This window comes from Halopseudomonas maritima, from assembly GCF_021545785.1.
Classification (GTDB): Bacteria; Pseudomonadota; Gammaproteobacteria; order Pseudomonadales; family Pseudomonadaceae; genus Halopseudomonas; species Halopseudomonas maritima.
Genome location: NZ_CP079801.1, coordinates 3515655 through 3532860, shown reverse-complemented (window position 1 = coordinate 3532860; position 17206 = coordinate 3515655). Strand labels below are relative to the sequence as shown.

General features: G+C 60.7%; 12 protein-coding genes. 4 read left to right on the top strand and 8 right to left on the bottom strand.

Features of this window, described 5'->3' with window-relative positions; genetic code table 11:
• Window positions 1-35: 35 nt before the first annotated feature.
• Complete coding sequence (rnk, locus tag HV822_RS16350) at window positions 36-443, top strand: nucleoside diphosphate kinase regulator (protein ID WP_238871308.1); 408 nt, start codon at window positions 36-38, stop codon at window positions 441-443.
• A 32-nt stretch (window positions 444-475) separates the two neighbouring features.
• Here the strand turns inward: rnk and rmuC are convergent, their stop codons facing one another.
• The gene (rmuC, locus tag HV822_RS16345; protein WP_238871307.1) at window positions 476-2050 is read right to left on the bottom strand and encodes a DNA recombination protein RmuC; all 1575 of its coding nucleotides are present in this window, start codon (window positions 2048-2050) and stop codon (window positions 476-478) included.
• Window positions 2051-2106: 56 nt separating this feature from the next.
• Window positions 2107-3579, bottom strand: coding sequence for a helicase HerA-like domain-containing protein (locus HV822_RS16340; RefSeq protein ID WP_238871305.1), 1473 nt, complete (start codon window positions 3577-3579; stop codon window positions 2107-2109).
• A gap of 229 nt (window positions 3580-3808) precedes the next feature.
• On the opposite strand from HV822_RS16340, the gene HV822_RS16335 reads away from it, so the two are divergent.
• Together HV822_RS16335 and HV822_RS16330 are read left to right on the top strand one after the other, a co-directional pair.
• Window positions 3809-5608, top strand: coding sequence for a DUF1302 domain-containing protein (locus tag HV822_RS16335; protein WP_238871304.1), 1800 nt, complete (start codon window positions 3809-3811; stop codon window positions 5606-5608).
• A 17-nt stretch (window positions 5609-5625) separates the two neighbouring features.
• Window positions 5626-6999: a DUF1329 domain-containing protein gene (locus tag HV822_RS16330; RefSeq protein ID WP_396264932.1), complete on the top strand. Its 1374-nt coding sequence runs from the start codon at window positions 5626-5628 to the stop codon at window positions 6997-6999.
• Window positions 7000-7184: 185 nt separating this feature from the next.
• Here the strand turns inward: HV822_RS16330 and HV822_RS16325 are convergent, their stop codons facing one another.
• From HV822_RS16325 to HV822_RS16300, 6 genes are all read right to left on the bottom strand, one after another.
• Window positions 7185-9878: a LuxR C-terminal-related transcriptional regulator gene (locus HV822_RS16325; protein WP_238871302.1), complete on the bottom strand. Its 2694-nt coding sequence runs from the start codon at window positions 9876-9878 to the stop codon at window positions 7185-7187.
• 207 nt (window positions 9879-10085) lie between these two features.
• Window positions 10086-12173 carry a PQQ-dependent dehydrogenase, methanol/ethanol family gene (locus HV822_RS16320; RefSeq protein ID WP_238871301.1) on the bottom strand — a complete coding sequence of 696 codons (2088 nt, stop codon included), beginning with the start codon at window positions 12171-12173 and terminating at the stop codon, window positions 10086-10088.
• A 48-nt stretch (window positions 12174-12221) separates the two neighbouring features.
• On the bottom strand, window positions 12222-13010 hold the full coding sequence (locus tag HV822_RS16315) for an alpha/beta fold hydrolase (protein ID WP_238871300.1): 789 nt from the start codon (window positions 13008-13010) through the stop codon (window positions 12222-12224).
• 140 nt (window positions 13011-13150) lie between these two features.
• A complete protein-coding gene (locus tag HV822_RS16310) occupies window positions 13151-13732 on the bottom strand; it encodes a DUF1285 domain-containing protein (protein ID WP_238871298.1) in 582 nt (193 codons plus the stop codon).
• Window positions 13733-13805: 73 nt separating this feature from the next.
• Complete coding sequence (locus tag HV822_RS16305) at window positions 13806-14402, bottom strand: DUF4823 domain-containing protein (protein WP_238871296.1); 597 nt, start codon at window positions 14400-14402, stop codon at window positions 13806-13808.
• Window positions 14403-14424: 22 nt separating this feature from the next.
• On the bottom strand, window positions 14425-15321 hold the full coding sequence (locus tag HV822_RS16300; RefSeq protein WP_396264931.1) for a radical SAM protein: 897 nt from the start codon (window positions 15319-15321) through the stop codon (window positions 14425-14427).
• 200 nt (window positions 15322-15521) lie between these two features.
• Between HV822_RS16300 and HV822_RS16295 the strand changes: the two genes are divergently transcribed.
• A complete protein-coding gene (locus tag HV822_RS16295) occupies window positions 15522-17192 on the top strand; it encodes a carboxylesterase/lipase family protein (RefSeq protein WP_238871294.1) in 1671 nt (556 codons plus the stop codon).
• Window positions 17193-17206 lie beyond the last annotated feature (14 nt).

Sequence of the window (17206 nt, the reverse complement as noted above, 5' to 3'; positions counted from 1 at the left end):
TGCTCAACTCTGATCAAGGAGTAATGCCGTTCGCCATGAACAAATCCCCTGCAATCGTGATGACACGTCTGGATGTGCAACGTCTGGAGAAGGTAATGGCTGACATACCAGCCCCTCTGGAAATGCTCGAAGCGCTGGAGGACGAGATGCTGCGCGCCCGGGTCATCGGCCACAAGCAGATTGCCAGCGACGTGGTCACGATGAACTCAACGGTGCGGTTTGCGGATGAAGCCAGTGAGCGAGAGTTTGTGCTGACACTGGTCTATCCGGATCAGGCCGGCCGCCCCGGCACGATTTCGGTGCTTGCGCCGGTCGGCATGGCCTTGATTGGTCTGAAGGTCGGTCAGAGCATCAACTGGCAGGGCCCGGCCGGGCGCCCGCTGCGGTTAAAAATCATTGATGTGCTCTATCAGCCGGAAGCCAACGGTGACTTCCACCTCTGAGTAGTTGCTCCGGCCCGGGGCAATGCACCGTATCAGGGCGTCTGTTCGCTGCGTTCGTGGGACAGCTCGAGCGCAGCGCGATCGGTCCACTCCTCGCTGAGTTCTGCCTTGACCGAGACGCCCAACTCCTTGAACTCGTTAACCTGCTTGACCAAATTCCCGCGCCCATCGACCAGTTGATCCCGCGCCTTGCGATACGCCTGTGAGGCCTTTTCCAGGCTGCCTTCAATGCCGTCCATGCTGGACAGAAAGGTCCGCAACTTGTCGTGAATCTTGCCGGCACGCTCGGCCAGTTCAGCGGTATGACGATTCTGATCCTCAAAGCGCCAGAGCTGACGCACGATATTCAGACTGGTCAACAGCGTGGTTGGGGTGGCGACCAACACGTTTTGCTCAATCGCCTTCTGGAACAGCCCTTCATCGGCCTTCAGCGCCTCAACGAAGGCTGACTCGATGGGAATGAACATGAACACCATCTCTGGCGCATTCAGCCCCGGCAGCTCGAAGTAGTTGCGGTCCGACAGCTCACGGATGCGATCACTGACCGACTGCACATGCTCGCTCAGCGCGATGCGTCGCTCGGCTTCATCCTCGCTGTTGATGTAGCGGGTGTAGGCGTTAAGCGACACCTTGGCATCGATGATCAGGTGCTTGTCCTGCGGCAGGTAGACCAGCACGTCGGGGCGTTGGCGCTTGCCCTCGGCGTTGTTGATGCTGACCTCGCGCTGGAAGTCCTTACCTGCGCGCAGGCCGGAACGCTCCAGCACATTCTCCAGAATCAGCTCACCCCAGTTGCCCTGGGTTTTCTTCTGACCGCGCAGCGCGGTGCTCAGGTCATGGGCTTCCTGGGTGATCTGGCGGTTCAGTTCTTTCAGATGATTCAGCTCGGCCGATAGCGTGGCCTGCTGTTGCGTATCCTTGTGGTGGATATCTTCGACCTTGGCGCGGAACTGGTCGATCTGTTCACGGAAGGGTTTGAGCAGCGCGTTGAGCGACTCCTGGCTGGTCTGCGAAAACGCCTGCCCCTTGGACTCGAAGATTTTGCCGGCCAGCTGCTCAAACTCCATCTTCAGCTGCTCGCGGCTATCCTTAAGCAGTTTCTGCTGCTCGGCAAAGTGCTGCTGGCGTTGCTCCAGCGAGCTTTCCAGCGTGGAGTGACGCACCTTGAGTTCTTCATATTCGTGCTGCACGGCATCCAGACGCCCCTGCAGCCGCTGACGCTCGTTGCGCAGCTCATCCAGTTGCCGCCCCTGCTCTGCTCCCAGCGTTTGCGCACGCTCGGCCTGCAGTTGCCAATGCTGTTGCTGCGCCTGCTGCTCGCTGAGCCTGGTTTGCAGAGTTTGCTGCTGGTCGCGCAGCTCGGCCAGCGACTCCTGCAGGTGCTCGATGCGGGTCAACTGCGCAACTCGCTCGCTGCCCTGCTGGTGCAGCTCCAGCTGCGCTTGCTGCGTCGCCATCTGCGCCTCACTCAGCTTCGCCTGCTCATCAGCCAGCTGCACCTGCAGCGTGGCGCTGCGCCGCATCAACAGCCAGGCCGTCAGCCCCCAGCCGGCCAGCAAGGCAAGTGAAATCAAAGGCAACAACAGGGTCAGATCAAGCGCGGGCATTCAGTTCTCCTTTCAGCTGCGGACATTATCCCTGTGCACGCGCTTGAATGTAACCGTCAGCGGCTGCGCAGTGAGCCAAGCAGGCCGCGCATGATCTGGCGACCCAGCTGAGTACCGAAGGCGCGCATGGCACTGCGGCCGAACGCGCTGGCCATGCTGCCGAGTTCGTCGGCCATACTTTTTTCTCGCGGGGCGCGACGGCTGCCCTGCGTGCGTGTCTGTGGCTTTTGCTCGGACAGGGACCGCTCGGCCTGCTGCTTGAGTAGCTCAAAGGCCGATTCCCGGTCCACCGGCTGGTCGTAGACACCCTTAAGCGGCGAGGCCTCCAGCAAGGCTTTGCGCTCCTGCGCAGTAAGCGGCCCCATCTGGCTGGCCGGCGGGCGGATCAACACCTGCTGCACCACCGAGGGCGTACCCTTGTCGTCGAGCACTGACACCAGTGCCTCACCGACTCCAAGCGCGGTGATCACTGCCTCGGTGTCCAACTCGGGGTTGGTTCGAAAGGTTTGAGCGGCGGCGCGCACCGCTTTTTGGTCACGCGGGGTAAAGGCCCGCAGCGCATGCTGCACCCGATTGCCCAGCTGAGCCAGTACGCTGTCGGGCAGGTCCAGCGGATTCTGCGTGACAAAGTACACGCCCACGCCCTTGGAGCGAATCAGCCGCACCACCTGCTCAATACGATCCAGCAGCGCCTTGGGGGTATCCTTGAACAGCAGGTGGGCTTCGTCAAAAAACAGCACAAAGCGCGGCTTGTCGGCATCACCCACCTCAGGCAACTGTTCGAACAGCTCTGACAACAACCACAACAGGATGCAGGCGTAGCCCAGCGGGCTATCACGGTACAGACGCTCGGCATGCAGAATGTTGACTACCCCACGCCCCTGCTCGTCCACTTGCAGAAAGTCATCCAGACACACCGCCGGCTCGCCAAACAATTGCTCTGCACCTTGCTGCTCCAAGCGCAACAGCGCGCGCTGGATGGCGCCGACGCTGGCTGACGAGATATTGCCGTAACGCGGCCCCAGAGCACTGCGCTGCTCGTGCAGATGGTTGAGCATGGCGCGCAGATCCTTCATGTCCAGCAACAGCCAGCCCTCGTCATCGGCCACCCGAAAGAGAATGTCGATGATGCCGCTCTGGGTCTCGTTAAGCCCCAACAGGCGGCTGAGCAGCTGCGGCCCGAGTTCACTGATAGTCAGACGCAGCGGATGGCCCTGCTCGCCGTACACATCCCAGAACACCGCTGGTGCCGCAGCCACCTGCAGGTCGCTGATGCCTACTCGGGCCGCACGGGCATTGAGCTTGTCACTGAGCACACCAGCCTTGGCGATACCGGAAAAATCTCCCTTGATATCGGGTACCAGCACCGGCACGCCCAGATCGGAGAACGCCTGCGCCAGCACCTGCAGGGTAATGGTCTTGCCAGTACCGGTGGCGCCGGCAATCAGCCCGTGACGGTTGGCCATACGCGGGGCTATGGCAACGCCACCTGCGGCGTTGGCACCAATAAAAAGTGCAGGGGTAGTCATCAGCAGTTCTCCTTGCGACAGAAGCAGTTAGTCCGCCCGCATTATGTACCACCAAACCGCTTGCGCAAGCGTGCGAGCCCCTCCCCCGCGCTCCCCCATTAGGGGGGGATAAACCGCCGGGGCATACGCATAGAGTCAGTTACAGCGGTGATAAACGCGACGGCAGGAGCCCGTCCCGTACCGCAACCAGAGATCCTCAATAACAACAAGCGCCCGGCGCGAGGACAACATGACAAGTACAAAAACAAAAAAAATGCTGCAATGCAGCCTGAAGCCCATGGTAGTTGCCGTTGCGATGGCCTCTGCTCTACCTGCCCACGCTGTGCGTTTTGATATCGGTGATATCGAAGGCCAGTTCGACTCCAGTATCTCTGTCGGTTCCAGCTGGGCGGCGGCCAGCCCAGACAAAGACCACATCTGGGCCAACAACGGTGGCAATGCCAACGCCGCCAACACCGACGACAACCGCCTGAACTTCGACAAGGGCGATGCCTTCTCGACGATTTTCAAAGGCATCCATGACCTGTCACTGCAGTACGGCAAGACCGGCGTCTTTCTGCGCGGCAAGTACTGGTACGACTTTGAGCTCAAGGACGGCAGCCAGGACCTGTACGACATCAGCGATGACAATCGCAAGACGGCAGCCCAAGCCTCCGGCGTACAGCTGCTCGACGCTTTCCTCTACCACAACTACAACATCGGCGACATGCCGGGTTCCGTGCGTATTGGTAAGCAGGTGGTGAGCTGGGGCGAAAGCACCTTTATCCAGAACGGCATCAACAGCATCAACCCAATTGACGTGGCCGCCTTCCGTCGCCCTGGCGCGGAGATCAAGGAAGGTCTGATTCCGGTAAACATGCTGTATCTATCCCAGAGTCTGACCGACAACCTGGGGATGGAACTGTTCTACCAGCTGGAGTGGGATCAAACCGTCATCGACAACTGTGGTACCTTCTTCTCGCCCAGTGACACGCTGGCTGACGGCTGCTACCAGGTCGGCGTCGGCGGCAGCCAGAATGGCGCCAACGGCGACCCTACCTTCGTGTACGTGCCGCGCGCCGCAGACCGTGATGCCAAAGATGAAGGCCAGTTTGGTGCCTCGTTCCGCTACTACGCGGAGCAGTTGAACCAGACCGAGTTCGGCCTGTATTTCATGAACATCCACAGCCGACTGCCAACCTTCAACACCATCGCTGCAGGCGGTCAGACTGTGGCCGGCGCGCAGCCAAACTCGCAGACAGGCCAGACTGATGTGGCACTGCTGGGCAACTACTTCCTGGCTTACCCCGAAGACATTCGTATCTACGGCATGAGCTTCCAGACCAACCTTGGTGGCACCGCACTGTCTGGCGAAGTCAGCTATCGCCCCAACCAACCCGTGCAGATCAGCTCCAATGACCTGGTAGGCGCAGCGCTAGGCAACCCTATCACCCCTCTAAGCAGCAGCGGACACGTACCGGGCGCTGTATTTGGCGTACCGATCGTCGCAGGCACCGAGCTTCAGGGCTACAAGCGCCTCCCAGTTACCCAGGCGCAGATGACCGCTGTGCACATTCTGGACAACGTACTGGGCGCACGCAGCATGACCCTAATCGGCGAAGTGGGATACAACCATATCAGCGGCATCAACAGCGGTATGGGTGAGCTTCGCTATGGCCGCGACTCGCTGTACGGTTCAGGCGAACTGCCGGTAGCAGGTGCCTGTCAGGGCATCAACGCCGCACAACCCAAGTACTGCAACGACGACGGCTTCTACACCACCAGCTCCTGGGGCTACCGCGCCCTGGTCAACATGGAATACGCCGGTTTTGCAGGCGTGACACTCAAGCCCAGTCTTGCCTTCTCTCACGATGTTGACGGCACAGGTCCAAACTTCGTTGAAGGCTCGATGGCCGCAAGCCTCGGCCTGACCGCTGTGTACAACAACAAGTACAACGCCAACGTCAGCTACACCAACTTCTTTGGCGGCGACTACAACCCGAACACCGACCGTGACTTTGTCGCCGTCAGCGTCGGCGTCAACTTCTAATAACAACGGAGCAAGCGATGAAAATGATGCAAAAACGATCCCTGCAACTGCTCGGCGGCGCCGTTCTGAGTGCACTGGCGTTGTCGGTTAGCGCTGCCGTATCGCCTGACGAAGCAGCCAAGCTGCAATCCAGCCTGACACCAATGGGTGCCGAACGCGCCGGCAACGCCAGCGGCACTATCCCCGAGTGGACCGGCGGCATGGCCAAAGACGCCGCCGCCGTCGACAGCGATGGCTTCTACGCTGACCCCTTTGCCGGCGAACAGCCGCTGTACACCGTCACCGCTGCCAACATGGACCAGTACGCAGAGCTGCTGACCGATGGCCAGAAGGCGATGCTGACGCGCTATCCCGAAACCTACAAGCTGCGGGTATTCAAGACCAATCGCAGCGCTACGGTACCGCAGGAGGTGTTCGACGCCATTGCCCGCAACGCGGTCAACACCAACCTGGCTGAAGGCGGCAATGGTCTGGAGAACTTCGATACCGCCTACCCGTTCCCGATTCCGCAAAGCGGCATCGAAGTCATCTGGAACCACATCACGCGCTACCGCGGCGGCAGTTTCACGCGGGTTATGGCTCAGGCCACCCCGCAGGCCAACGGTTCTAACACCATGGTGGTTCTGCAGGATGCCTTCAGCTTCGCTACCGCGTTGACCGACTACGGCCCAAAGATCTCCGACAACCTGATGTTCTACTTCACCCAGCGCATCCTCTCACCGTCACGCCTGGCTGGTGACGTGCTGCTGGTGCACGAGAACATCAACCAGTTCAAGGAGCCGCGCGCTGCCTGGATGTACAACGCTGGCCAGCGTCGTGTACGCCGCGCCCCGCAGGTTGCCTATGACGGCCCGGCGTTTAGCGCTGACGGCACGCGCGTTTCGGACAACTACGACCTCTACAACGGCTCACCAGACCGCTACAACTGGAAGCTGATAGGCAAACGCGAACTGCTGATCCCCTACAACAACTTCGCCATCGCCTCGCGGGATGTGAAGTACGATGACATCATCAAGCCCGGCCACATCAATCAGGACCTGGTGCGTTATGAGGTACACCGTGTGTGGGAAGTCGAAGCCACCCTCAGGGAAGGTCAGCGCCACGTATACGCCAAGCGCCACTTCTTCATTGACGAGGACAACTGGCAGGCTGGAGCCATCGACCACTACGACGGTCGCGGCGGCCTGTGGCGTGTCGCCGAAGCCATTGCCCTGCAACGCTTCGACCATCAGGTACCCGGTTACGCTCTCGAAACCTTGTACGACCTGCAAAATGGCCGCTACATGGCGCTGGGTATGACCAACGAGGAACGTCAGAACTACGACTTCAGCTTTGAAGGCTCATCGGCGGACTTTACGCCCAACGCGCTACGCGCTGCGGGTATCCGCTAACCCCTACGCCCTCCCCCTGCCGTTTCCGCTGCTCCGGGCGGCACGGGGGAGGGCTCCTTTTAGCGGCAAGCTACAAGCTGACCGCTTCCATTCCCTCCCCACTTTTACCTTTGCTTCTGGCTTGCGGCTTGCGGCTTGCGGCTTGCGGCTTGCGGCTTGCGGCTAATAGCTTGCCCTTACCGCCGCTAGCGTTGCTGCAGCATCACCGCCGCCTGCGCGCGATTGTCCACCTTCAGCTTGGCAAAGATGCTCTTCATATGCGACTTGATGGTTTCGGGTGTGACGCTCAGATCACGTGCGATCTGCTTGTTGGACTTGCCTTCGGCGACGAGCTGTACAACCTGACGCTCCTTCACTGTCAGCGCTAACAGCGCGGCACTGCAATCTTCCTGAGTATCACCCAGCAGTTGCGAAAACTCGCTCTGCAGCGACACTGGGCACAGCCGACGCCACAGAGCAGCCGCTTCGTTGCAGGGCACATCGGACAATAGGCTTATCGCACCGTTGTGCCGGACCTGCTCCAGCACTGTCAGCAGCAAAGGCTCGGCAGCGTCGCTGCCCCGCTCCCGGCTAAGCAGCAGCCCCAGCACCACAGCCATCTCGGTGTGATAAAGCCACAGCTCGCGGCTTTGCAACCAATCGAGCAACTGCAACCCTTCGTCCAGCAACGACGCCTCACACTGCGGCGCATCCAGCGCCAGCCATAGCCGGGCAAGCAGCGCGAAATAGCGCCGATCAACCCATTCATCACACCCTTCCAGCTCTGCCAGCTGTTGCAGTAGAGCACAGCAAACCTGCGCCTCGCGCATCTTGCGTTCAAGCAAATGCAGACGAACCCGCTCCAGCAGTGCTCGCGCCTGCAAACGCGGCCAGTCACGCGCCAGCGCCACCGACTCCAGATTGTCGAGGGTTCGCCTGGCCTGCGCAAAACGCGACTGATGTGACAGCAGCCGCACCTGCGCGGTATGAGTAAAGGCGATACATTCGATAAAGCTGCCCATGCAGATATACGGCATGCTTTCCTGCAGGCTGACCTCAGCGGCCTCCTGCTCTCCGCGCAAGTAGTGAGCATAGGCCTTCATGCCACGCGGTAGCGCCATCAGCACCGGATTGGGGCGCGAAAGGCCGTGCGAGTACACCTCATCTACATGCTCCAGCAGGGCGTCGAGCGACGCCATGCCCTGGACCACCCGCCCCTGATAGTACTCACCCAGTGCATACAGCGACTGACGATAGCAGGCATGCAAGAAATACCCGCGATTGCCGCGATCCATGGCTTCCACAGGGGGCAAGGCATATAACTTCTCCCACTGACAGGCTCGCAGGTGGGCGCCAGCAATCACATTCACCAGCACTTCCCGTGTCCAGGGGCGCCAGCGGCCGGCGGCATAGCAGTCAAAAGCCAGCGGCGAGACCAGCGAGTAGCGGTCATCCAGCGCCCACAGCATGACCTTGAGCGATTGCACCTCCCAATACAGGTCCGCCCGGGCGGGGTCATCTCCTGGCCCACCCAGCTCTGCCTCCAGCTCTACCACCAGATCCATTGCCGACTGGTGTTCCTGCGACAGCCCCATCGCCCAGGCTCGAGCCACCTTGAGCGAGAGCGGACAGTCGTCCGACTGCAGCTTCCAGCGTTTTTCCAACGCCACCAGGGTGCTGAAGTCGCCCTGTTCTATCAGCGTATTGGCACTCTGCTCAATCCATTCGCGCACCTGGGGTACGGCGCCAGCCGCAAGGCCCAGGCGAATCGCATCCAGCCATATTTCGCGCTCGGCAAACCAATGCGCAGCACCCAACATGCACTCGCGCGCCTGGGACTCGTGCAGCCGCAGACAGCCCTCACGCAGATGGTCACGAAACAGCGGGTGCAAGCTAAACCAGGTGTGCTGGTCATCCAGCGCCGTCACAAACAACTGGCGCTGGCGCAGCACCCCCAGCAACTCGTGCGCCTTGACGCCGCCCAGCAGGGTCTGCAACAGGCCTGCGCTGAACTTGTCCAGCAGGCCAACCAGATACAGGGACAGACGCACGTGCTCATCCAACTGGCGCAGAACATCGTCAAACAGGTTGCTCAAGCTGCGCGGGGTATTGCGTATCGAAGTTGGGCTAGGCGTCAGCAGATAAGCGCGCAGCGCGGCAATCCAGCCATCGGAGGCCAACTGGAGCAAGTTGAGATCACCGCCCTGCTCGGGCTGCACTCCTCCCTTGCGCATCAGGTCGCGGGTTTCCTCCAGCTCAAAGCGCAATTGCGCGCTGTCGATCTCCAGCCGCTCGTCTGCGTAGTAATGGTCAACAATGCCTTCGGGCAGCTCTCGCCGGCCAACAAACACCAGATGCAACAGCGCCGGCGCACGGTGTACCAAAAAGCTCAGCGCCTCGGTCAGCACCGCGTCATCGATGCAGTGATAATCATCGATAAACAGCGTCAAGGGCTGCTGCAGCAACGAAAGCTCCTCGATCAGCAGACTGGCGAGCACCTCGCTACGCTGCAGGCACAGGTCAGTGCTGCGCCCAAGACAGGCGTTACCCACCTGCGGGCAAGCCCTGTTCAAGGCAGCGGAAAGGTAGTAGAGCAGGCGCTGGGGGTTGTCATCTTCGGCATCTAGCGATAGCCACGCCACCGAGTGACCGAGTGCGCCCAGCCGCTCAGCCCAGATGGTGGCCAGTGTCGTCTTGCCAAACCCGGGAGGTGCTTTGAGAATGCTGATGCGCCGCTCGCCAAGGTGCTCGGCGTACTGTTCCAAGCGAGGCCTGGGCAATATGCCTCGGCCACGACGGGGCGCAGTGATCTTGGTAGTCAGTAGCAGGGGTATCTCGTCATTGCCGACATACCCAGATTCAGGCAGCGGCACCAGGCGTGCCAGGGTTTTGCTGTTCATGAGGTCGATCCATGCCGAGCACGGGCTGTCTCGGACAGCCTCTTTTTGTTATTCACTACCGACAGCGTGCTGTCGGCAGGTCTGTTTTCAGCATAGCAGATATGAGGGTGCTGGCCTGCTGCCGAACACCCCCATGATACGAACCCCCTGTTTTAGAGTAAATACTCAAAACGAATTTTGAGTCACACCCTGACTACAGCCTGTTACTTATTCTTCCGCCTGCTTCATCGACTCCACCCAACTCTCGTACTCACGCTGCATGACATACAGCTTGATCTGGTTGGCTTGCTCTGGGGTCAGGCTATCACCGAAGGCTGCCATGCCCTTACCCTGAAACGCGCCGTGCAACACGATGGCTTCCCAGGCACCGCGGATCGCGTCCGAGGAGTAGCGCAGATCCGGCAGGACACCGCCACCAACAGCCGCGGCACCGTGACAGATAGCGCAGTACTGGGCGTAAACCTCTTCCCCTGCGGCCAGGTCACTGGCTGCTGCTACGACCGGCTGCGGCTCTCGCTCCACCCGTGTCGGGCCGGCCAGGGTCGGCAGCTGTTGTTGGCCACCGAGCTTGAAGACCAGCATCCGGCTAACGTTTCGCACACCCGCATTAGCGAAGGCCTCACCACCATACAGAGCTGCGGCCCCGCCCCAGCCGGCCATGAGCGCGATGTATTGCTGGCCTTCGTGCTGATAGGTCATTGGCGCTGCCACAACACCTGTCTGGGTGGGGAACTGCCATAGTGCCTTGCCCTGATCAGCGCTGTACGCCTCCAGCTGCCCTGCAACCGTGCCCTGGAACACCAGGTTGCCCGCGGTAACCAGTGTCCCGCCATTCCAGTGGGTGGGACGTTCCACTCGCCAGGCGGCCGCCTGCTTGACCGGGTCCCACGCCACCAACGCGCCAGTGGTATAGGCGGCAGGCATTTCCTTGTTCTCCAGCCCTGAGCCGGTATTGAAGCCAGAAATGCGGGAGAATTCGCCCCCTTCGTTAACGTAGGTCGCCGGTACTTCCTGGTAGGGGATGTACACCAGTCCGGTGAGCGGGCTGTACGACATCGAATGCCAGTTATGCGCACCGAAGGGGCTCGGCCAGATAGTCACCGGCTCACCACTCTCATAGCGGGCCCCGGCAACTTCTACCGGGCGACCGGTCGCCATATCGATCCGTTCAGCCCAAGTGACCTTGCCGTATTTCTCCGCAGACAGCAGCTCACCAGTCGCCCGGTCCAGCACGTAGAAAAAGCCATTCTTGGGCGCTTGCATGATGACTTGCCGTGGCTTGCCGTCGATTTCCAGCTCGGCCAGGGTCAGTTGCTGTGTCGCGGTGTAGTCCCAGCTTTCGCCAGGGGTGACCTGATAGTGCCAAACCAGCTCGCCGGTTTCAGGGCGCAGCGCCAGAATGGAGGACAGATAAAGGTTATCGCCGCCGCCGGGGCTGCGAATCTCCCGGTTCCAGGGGGCACCGTTGCCGGTTCCCACGTACAGCAGATTCAGCTGCGGATCATAGGCCATACTGTCCCAGGCCGTACCGCCACCACCCAGGCTCCAGTCAGTTTTATCGCTCCAGGTTTTCAGCGCCTCGGTCAACGCAGGGCTGGACTGTGGACCGTCTGCCGGGTCTGCCGGGACAGTGTAGAAGCGCCAGCGCAACTCACCGCTCGCCGCGTCATAGGCCGAAAAGTACCCGCGCACGCCGAATTCCGCGCCACCGTTACCAATCAGCACCATATCGTTGAGTACACGCGGCGCTCCGGTGATGGTGTAAGGCTTGCTGTTGTCGGTGGTCTGTTGAGTCCATACCGGCTTGCCGGTTTTGGCATCCAGTGCGATCAAACGGCCATCCAGCGTGCCGACATACACCTTGCCCTGCCACAGCGCCACGCCGCGATTCACGGCATCGCAGCAGGCTTGACGCCCCTTGGCCTTGTTGACCTGCGGATCATAGCTCCAGAGCACCTCACCGCTGCCGGCATCAACTGCCATCACCCGGCTCCAGGACAGCGAGGTGTAGAGCACGCCATCGTGGTACAACGGCGTCGCTTCCAGGCCACGGGTGTTATCCAGGTCGATGGACCAGGCAAGGCCCAGGTTTTCGACCGTTTCAGTGTTGATCTGCTGCAAGGGGCTGAAGCGCTGCTGCGACCAGGTGCGGTCATAGCTGAGCCATTGAGCGCCGTCGCTTTCAGCTGCCAGCATCGCGGCGGTATCCACCGGAGCGGCTTGGGCCGCGACGCCCAGACCAAGCAGGGAGAACATCAGGGTGCCGCGCAACTGGCGGGAGAGAGTGTGTGTCATGGGCTACTCGTCTGTCGTTGTTGTTATGAGCGGGGCCAGGCCCCGGGTTTATTCTTGCGCAAATAAACAGATCGCCTCGGCGACCTGCTGCGGCTGTTCCAGCGCGACCGAGTGACCGGCCGCTTGTATCACTTTGCAATGGCCGCGGCCGCTGGCGCTGACAATCTGCTCAGATTGGGCAACGCTGTAAGCGTGGTCCTGCGCGCCGGCAAGCACCAATAGCGGCACCTGTAGCCCGGCCAGCTCAGGCAGCACACTCGCCCGGCTGATGACACCGTGCGCCGCCGCACCGATCTCACTGCCCAGCTCGCGCATACGGGCACGCCACTGGGCGCAGAGCGCCGCTTGGGCAGGGCTGCGCAGCGTGTCATCCCCGAACATGATGTACATCAGGGTATCGATTTGATCGGCAGCACCTTCGCGGGCCAACTGCTCCACCAGAGGCTGAAACTCAGCCAACTGGTGCTCCAGATCTGCGCTGCTGCCCATCACGATGCACCCACGCAACCGGTCGGAATGCCGCGCGGCCAGACGCAGCGCTACAAAGCCGCCCATCGAATTGCCCGCAAAATAACAGGGCGCCAGTTCCAGGGCGTCGATTAGCGCCAGCGCGTCTTCGGTCAGCGTATCCATGTCGCGGGCGCCACCACGACTGCTTTTACCCTGCCCCCGGTGGTCGTAGACCAGTATCTCGAAATCCTTCTGCAACAACGCAATCAGCGGTTCAAACATGCGCCAGTCGAAAAACAGCGAATGACTGAGTACCAGAACCGGTTTGCCGGGCTGAGGGTAGCGCTCGAAATACAGACGGACATCGTTCACCGTCAGGTAGGCCATGGGAGGGGGCTCCGATGCGATCATCAGAGCCTGATGCTAGAAGAGGTGGGATACCGGGATTCACCCCCCTCTTGGGGGATATGGGGGAAAATGATGCATCATCATAGCTCCGCGCCGGACGGCGCGGACGCCGTTCAGCCTTATCGGCTACCATCCAGAGCAAAGAAACGACCGCAACTCCAGACGCCCAACCGGGTGACGCCCCGGTCTTCACGCTCCACGGCCAATTCGGCCAGTTGGTAGAACACATTCCGCCCCACCAGCGCCTCCAGGTTGCGACGCAAGAGCAGATAGGGCGAAGGTTCCTGAGTATCGGGGTCAACCTCAACCCGCAGCGGGTGTTCGGCATCCAGCGCCACCTCGTCTTCTAGGTTGGTAGTAAAGTACAGACGCTGGTCCTCACCTTGCCCCTCAACACGCAAGCGTGTAGCGACAAAGGGCGCATCATCGACCTGAATGCCCCAGCGTTCGACCGGGGTCACCAGATAGTAGCGACCGTCATCATCCAGCCGAAGGATGCTGGAAAACAGCTGCGCCAGCGCTTTACGCTCGATCGGGTCGCCCTCGTGATACCAAGTGCCGTCACGCGCGATGCGCATGTCCATTTCACCGCTGAGCGGCGGATTCCACTGGTCGACCGGCGCCGGGTCACGGCGCTGCAAGGCGCCGCGCTGGGGGATGCTGTCGAGTAGCGACTGGGGAGGTGGGGCACGACGGGACATGGGCTCTCCTATTGCCTAGGGCCTGTTGACGTTTCGCCTGCCGCAGGCCAACAAAACACCAACAGCGCCTACGTTACCTGCCCAGCAATTGCCGGGTGTAGTCCTGCAGCGGCGGGCGCAGCAGGTCGTCAGGCGAGGCATTATAAAACTGCAGGAAACCACCGCGGGTCTCGATGCGGGCGAAATCTACCAGATGACGAGTGCCTACTTCCAACAGCATCAGCTGCAGCACCCCGCGGTCGCGACCTACATCACCCCACTGCTCAGAGGTCTCCCACTCTTCGCGGCTACCAACCGAATCTTCGGCCGCAGCAAAGCGGGTGTACAGCAGGTAGTCATAACCAAACCCCTTCGCCTCCAGCAGGGCTTCTTCCAACCCCAGCGGCTGCGTCGAGCGACGCACCATCGGAAAGACCTCAACCGCTGCAGCAAACGCCTCTTCTGCTACGACATTGGGTCGAGCGTAGGGTTCGCCAACCGGCAGGAAGTGCCCTTGGGCGATATAGAGCTTGGAGTCCGATTGCAGCACCCAGGTGCTGCTGCGCTGGATGCGGTAATGATTGAGCAACCCAGCATCACCCATGTAATAACTGGCCTGCTGCTGCATATCCGATGGCTTCATGCAGCCAGACAGCAACAAAAAACAAAATGCAATCAATACCATGCGCATATTTTGTGACCTCAGTTATACGCTAAAGCCCGCGCATCCACTCCGGGCGCAGACCGGCCGAATCCGGCCGCGCGATGGCCTCTTCGATCTGCGCCAGCAGGCGTGCCTTGTCGCGACCAAGCTCGCCCTTGAGCACCAGCGCGTTGGAAGCATGGTCGCTGCGAAAGGTAGTGTTGTCCAGCGCCAACGCGCTGACAAAGCGCTGTAGCTCGTGGAACAGGTGATCCTGTGTCAGCGGTGAAAAATCCGGATAGCGCGCCTGAAAACGCTCCATGCCCTGGGGAAAGCTGACCACCAGGGTAGACACAAACTCCGGCTGAGTCTCATTGACCAGCCGCGCCGAGTTGTCGGCGTGCTGATCACTCAGCACGCTGCCGCCCAGGCCGTTAAGGATCATCACCGAGCGCTTCAACCCGGCCTCACCCGCTTTGTGCAGCGCATCGGCAGTCGACGCATAGCTTTCACCCTTGTTGACCCGCTCCAGCACGTCGTCGTCACCCGATTCGGCACCGACATACAGCATCGCCAAACCGGCGTCCCGCAGTTCACGCAACTCCTCGGCCGATTTGCGTTTCACGTTGCGCGGCAGGCAGTAAGAGGTCACCCGCTCGACACTCGGAATGTGCTCTGAGATAGCCTGCAGAATGCGCAGCAGGCGATGTGTCGGCAAGACCATGGCATCGCCGTCAGCCAGAAAGATGCGCTGCACGATGTAGCGCTCCCCTACCCGGCGAATCTCATCCAATACCTCTGCCTCGTCGCGTGCACGGAATTTCTTTTGTGGTGCCGTGTACATCTCGCAGAAGGTGCACTTGTTCCAGGAACAGCCGTTAGTGACCGGCAGGATCAACGAGTGCGCCTCACTTGGAGGACGAAAAACCGGTTCTATGTAACTGACAGGAAAGGCTTCTTGCATCATCAGGGCTCTCTTTTTTATGGCACGGCACACGGCAAAACCGGTCATCATAACGAGCAATTCTGCCGATTCAAACCACCCGGACGTGTTTAGCCCGGCGTGACACGCTTCACATATAGTTCCCGTGCCAGCCGCGACTTTCGCCCCACAACGAAACAACTCCATCAATTGTCGCGGCCTTTTCCAAGCACAGGACAACAATAATGCAAGCTGCTTTCCCTCGCCCGGACGGGCTCGCTGTATTCAAGACCCTTGGCCTGGCGGTAGCCGCCCTCTCGTTGACCGGCTGCCTGTCAGGCGGCGGTGGAGGCGATGACGACACCGCGCCCAACCCTCTGGCCGTAACAACCACCGAAGGAGCTGTGATAGGCGTCAAGACCGACGGCATGCGTATTTTTCGCGGCATTCCTTACGCCAAGCCGCCGGTTGGAGAGCTGCGCTTTGCTCCACCACAGCCGCTGGATAAGCGTAGCGCAGATCTTACGCTCACCAATGAGTTCGCCAACAGCTGTCCGCAAAGCGACATCAGCACTGGAGCAGCCGCCGGCAACGAAGACTGCCTGTACCTGAACATCTACACGCCCAGCGACGCCCGCGACCTGCCGGTGATGGTATGGATCCACGGCGGCGCCTTCGTATTCGGCAATGGCGGCGGTGAGTATGACCCCACGCGACTGGTCGCCGAGGGTGTGGTGGTGGTGACCCTCAACTACCGATTGGGCAACCTGGGCTTTCTCGCCCACCCGTCGCTGGCATCGAACGGCGGCAGCTTCGGCCTGATGGACCAGCAGCAGGCCCTGCGCTGGGTGAAACAGAACATCGACGCCTTTGGCGGTGATGCTGGAAACGTAACCCTCTTTGGTGAGTCCGCCGGCGGCCACAGTGTAATGAGCCATATCGTCTCGCCGCGCGCAGAGGCAGAAGACCTGTTCCAGCGCGCCATCGTGCAAAGCGGCTCATACGCCCCCTTCCAGGCGCCCAAGGCCGCTGCACAAGCAGGCGGTATAAGCGTCGCCAACGCCCTTGGTTGCAGCGACCTGGCCACGGCCGCGGACTGCCTGCGCGCACTGCCGGTAGCCAGCCTGCTGGCGGCACAGGGCTCGCAGGCCATGCCAACCGTTGATCCTGATTCAGACCTGCTGCCCAAATCCATCATGCAGTCGCTTAACGAAGGCAGCTTCAATGACAACCTGGATGTGTTGATTGGCAGCAATCAAAACGAAGGCACGTTATTTGTCGCGCTGGATGAGGTCGGTGGTGACCCGATCGATGACGAAGCCGAGTACCGGTCTCGCGTGGACGAATTCTTCCAACCTTATCAGGCAAGCGTCCCCTACGATGCAGGCCAGATCGCCACCGATTATCTTGCGCGGGTTGCCGGTGCCAGCAAGCCTTATGAGGCTGCGTTGTCCGCGATCTGGACGGATTTCACATTCGCCTGCAATGCCTATGTGCACGCCAACACCTTTGCTGCGGCCAACATGAACACCTTCCAGTACTGGTTCCGCGATGAAGATGCCCCCTGGACGCTGGTGCCACCCTTTGCAGTGAGCTTTCCGCTGGGCGCGACCCACGCGGGCGAAATCCCCTACGTGCTATACCCGGACGCACTGATGCGCAGCCGCTATACCGGCGCCGAGGCAGATCTACTCAGCCTGTCTGAAGAGATGGTCGACTACTGGACCCAGTTCGCCAAGAACGGCGACCCGAACACCAGTGACGGCGTGGCCGCCACCTGGGCGCAGGCGGCTAGCGGAAACCTGCAGGTGCTGGACGTACCCAATGCTGCCAGCAGCAGTGCCCTCGGCTTCCTTGGCTATCACAACTGCGCCTACTGGCAGGCGCCACCGCTGACTCTACCCAGCGCCCGCTAAGGCACAACGGCCCC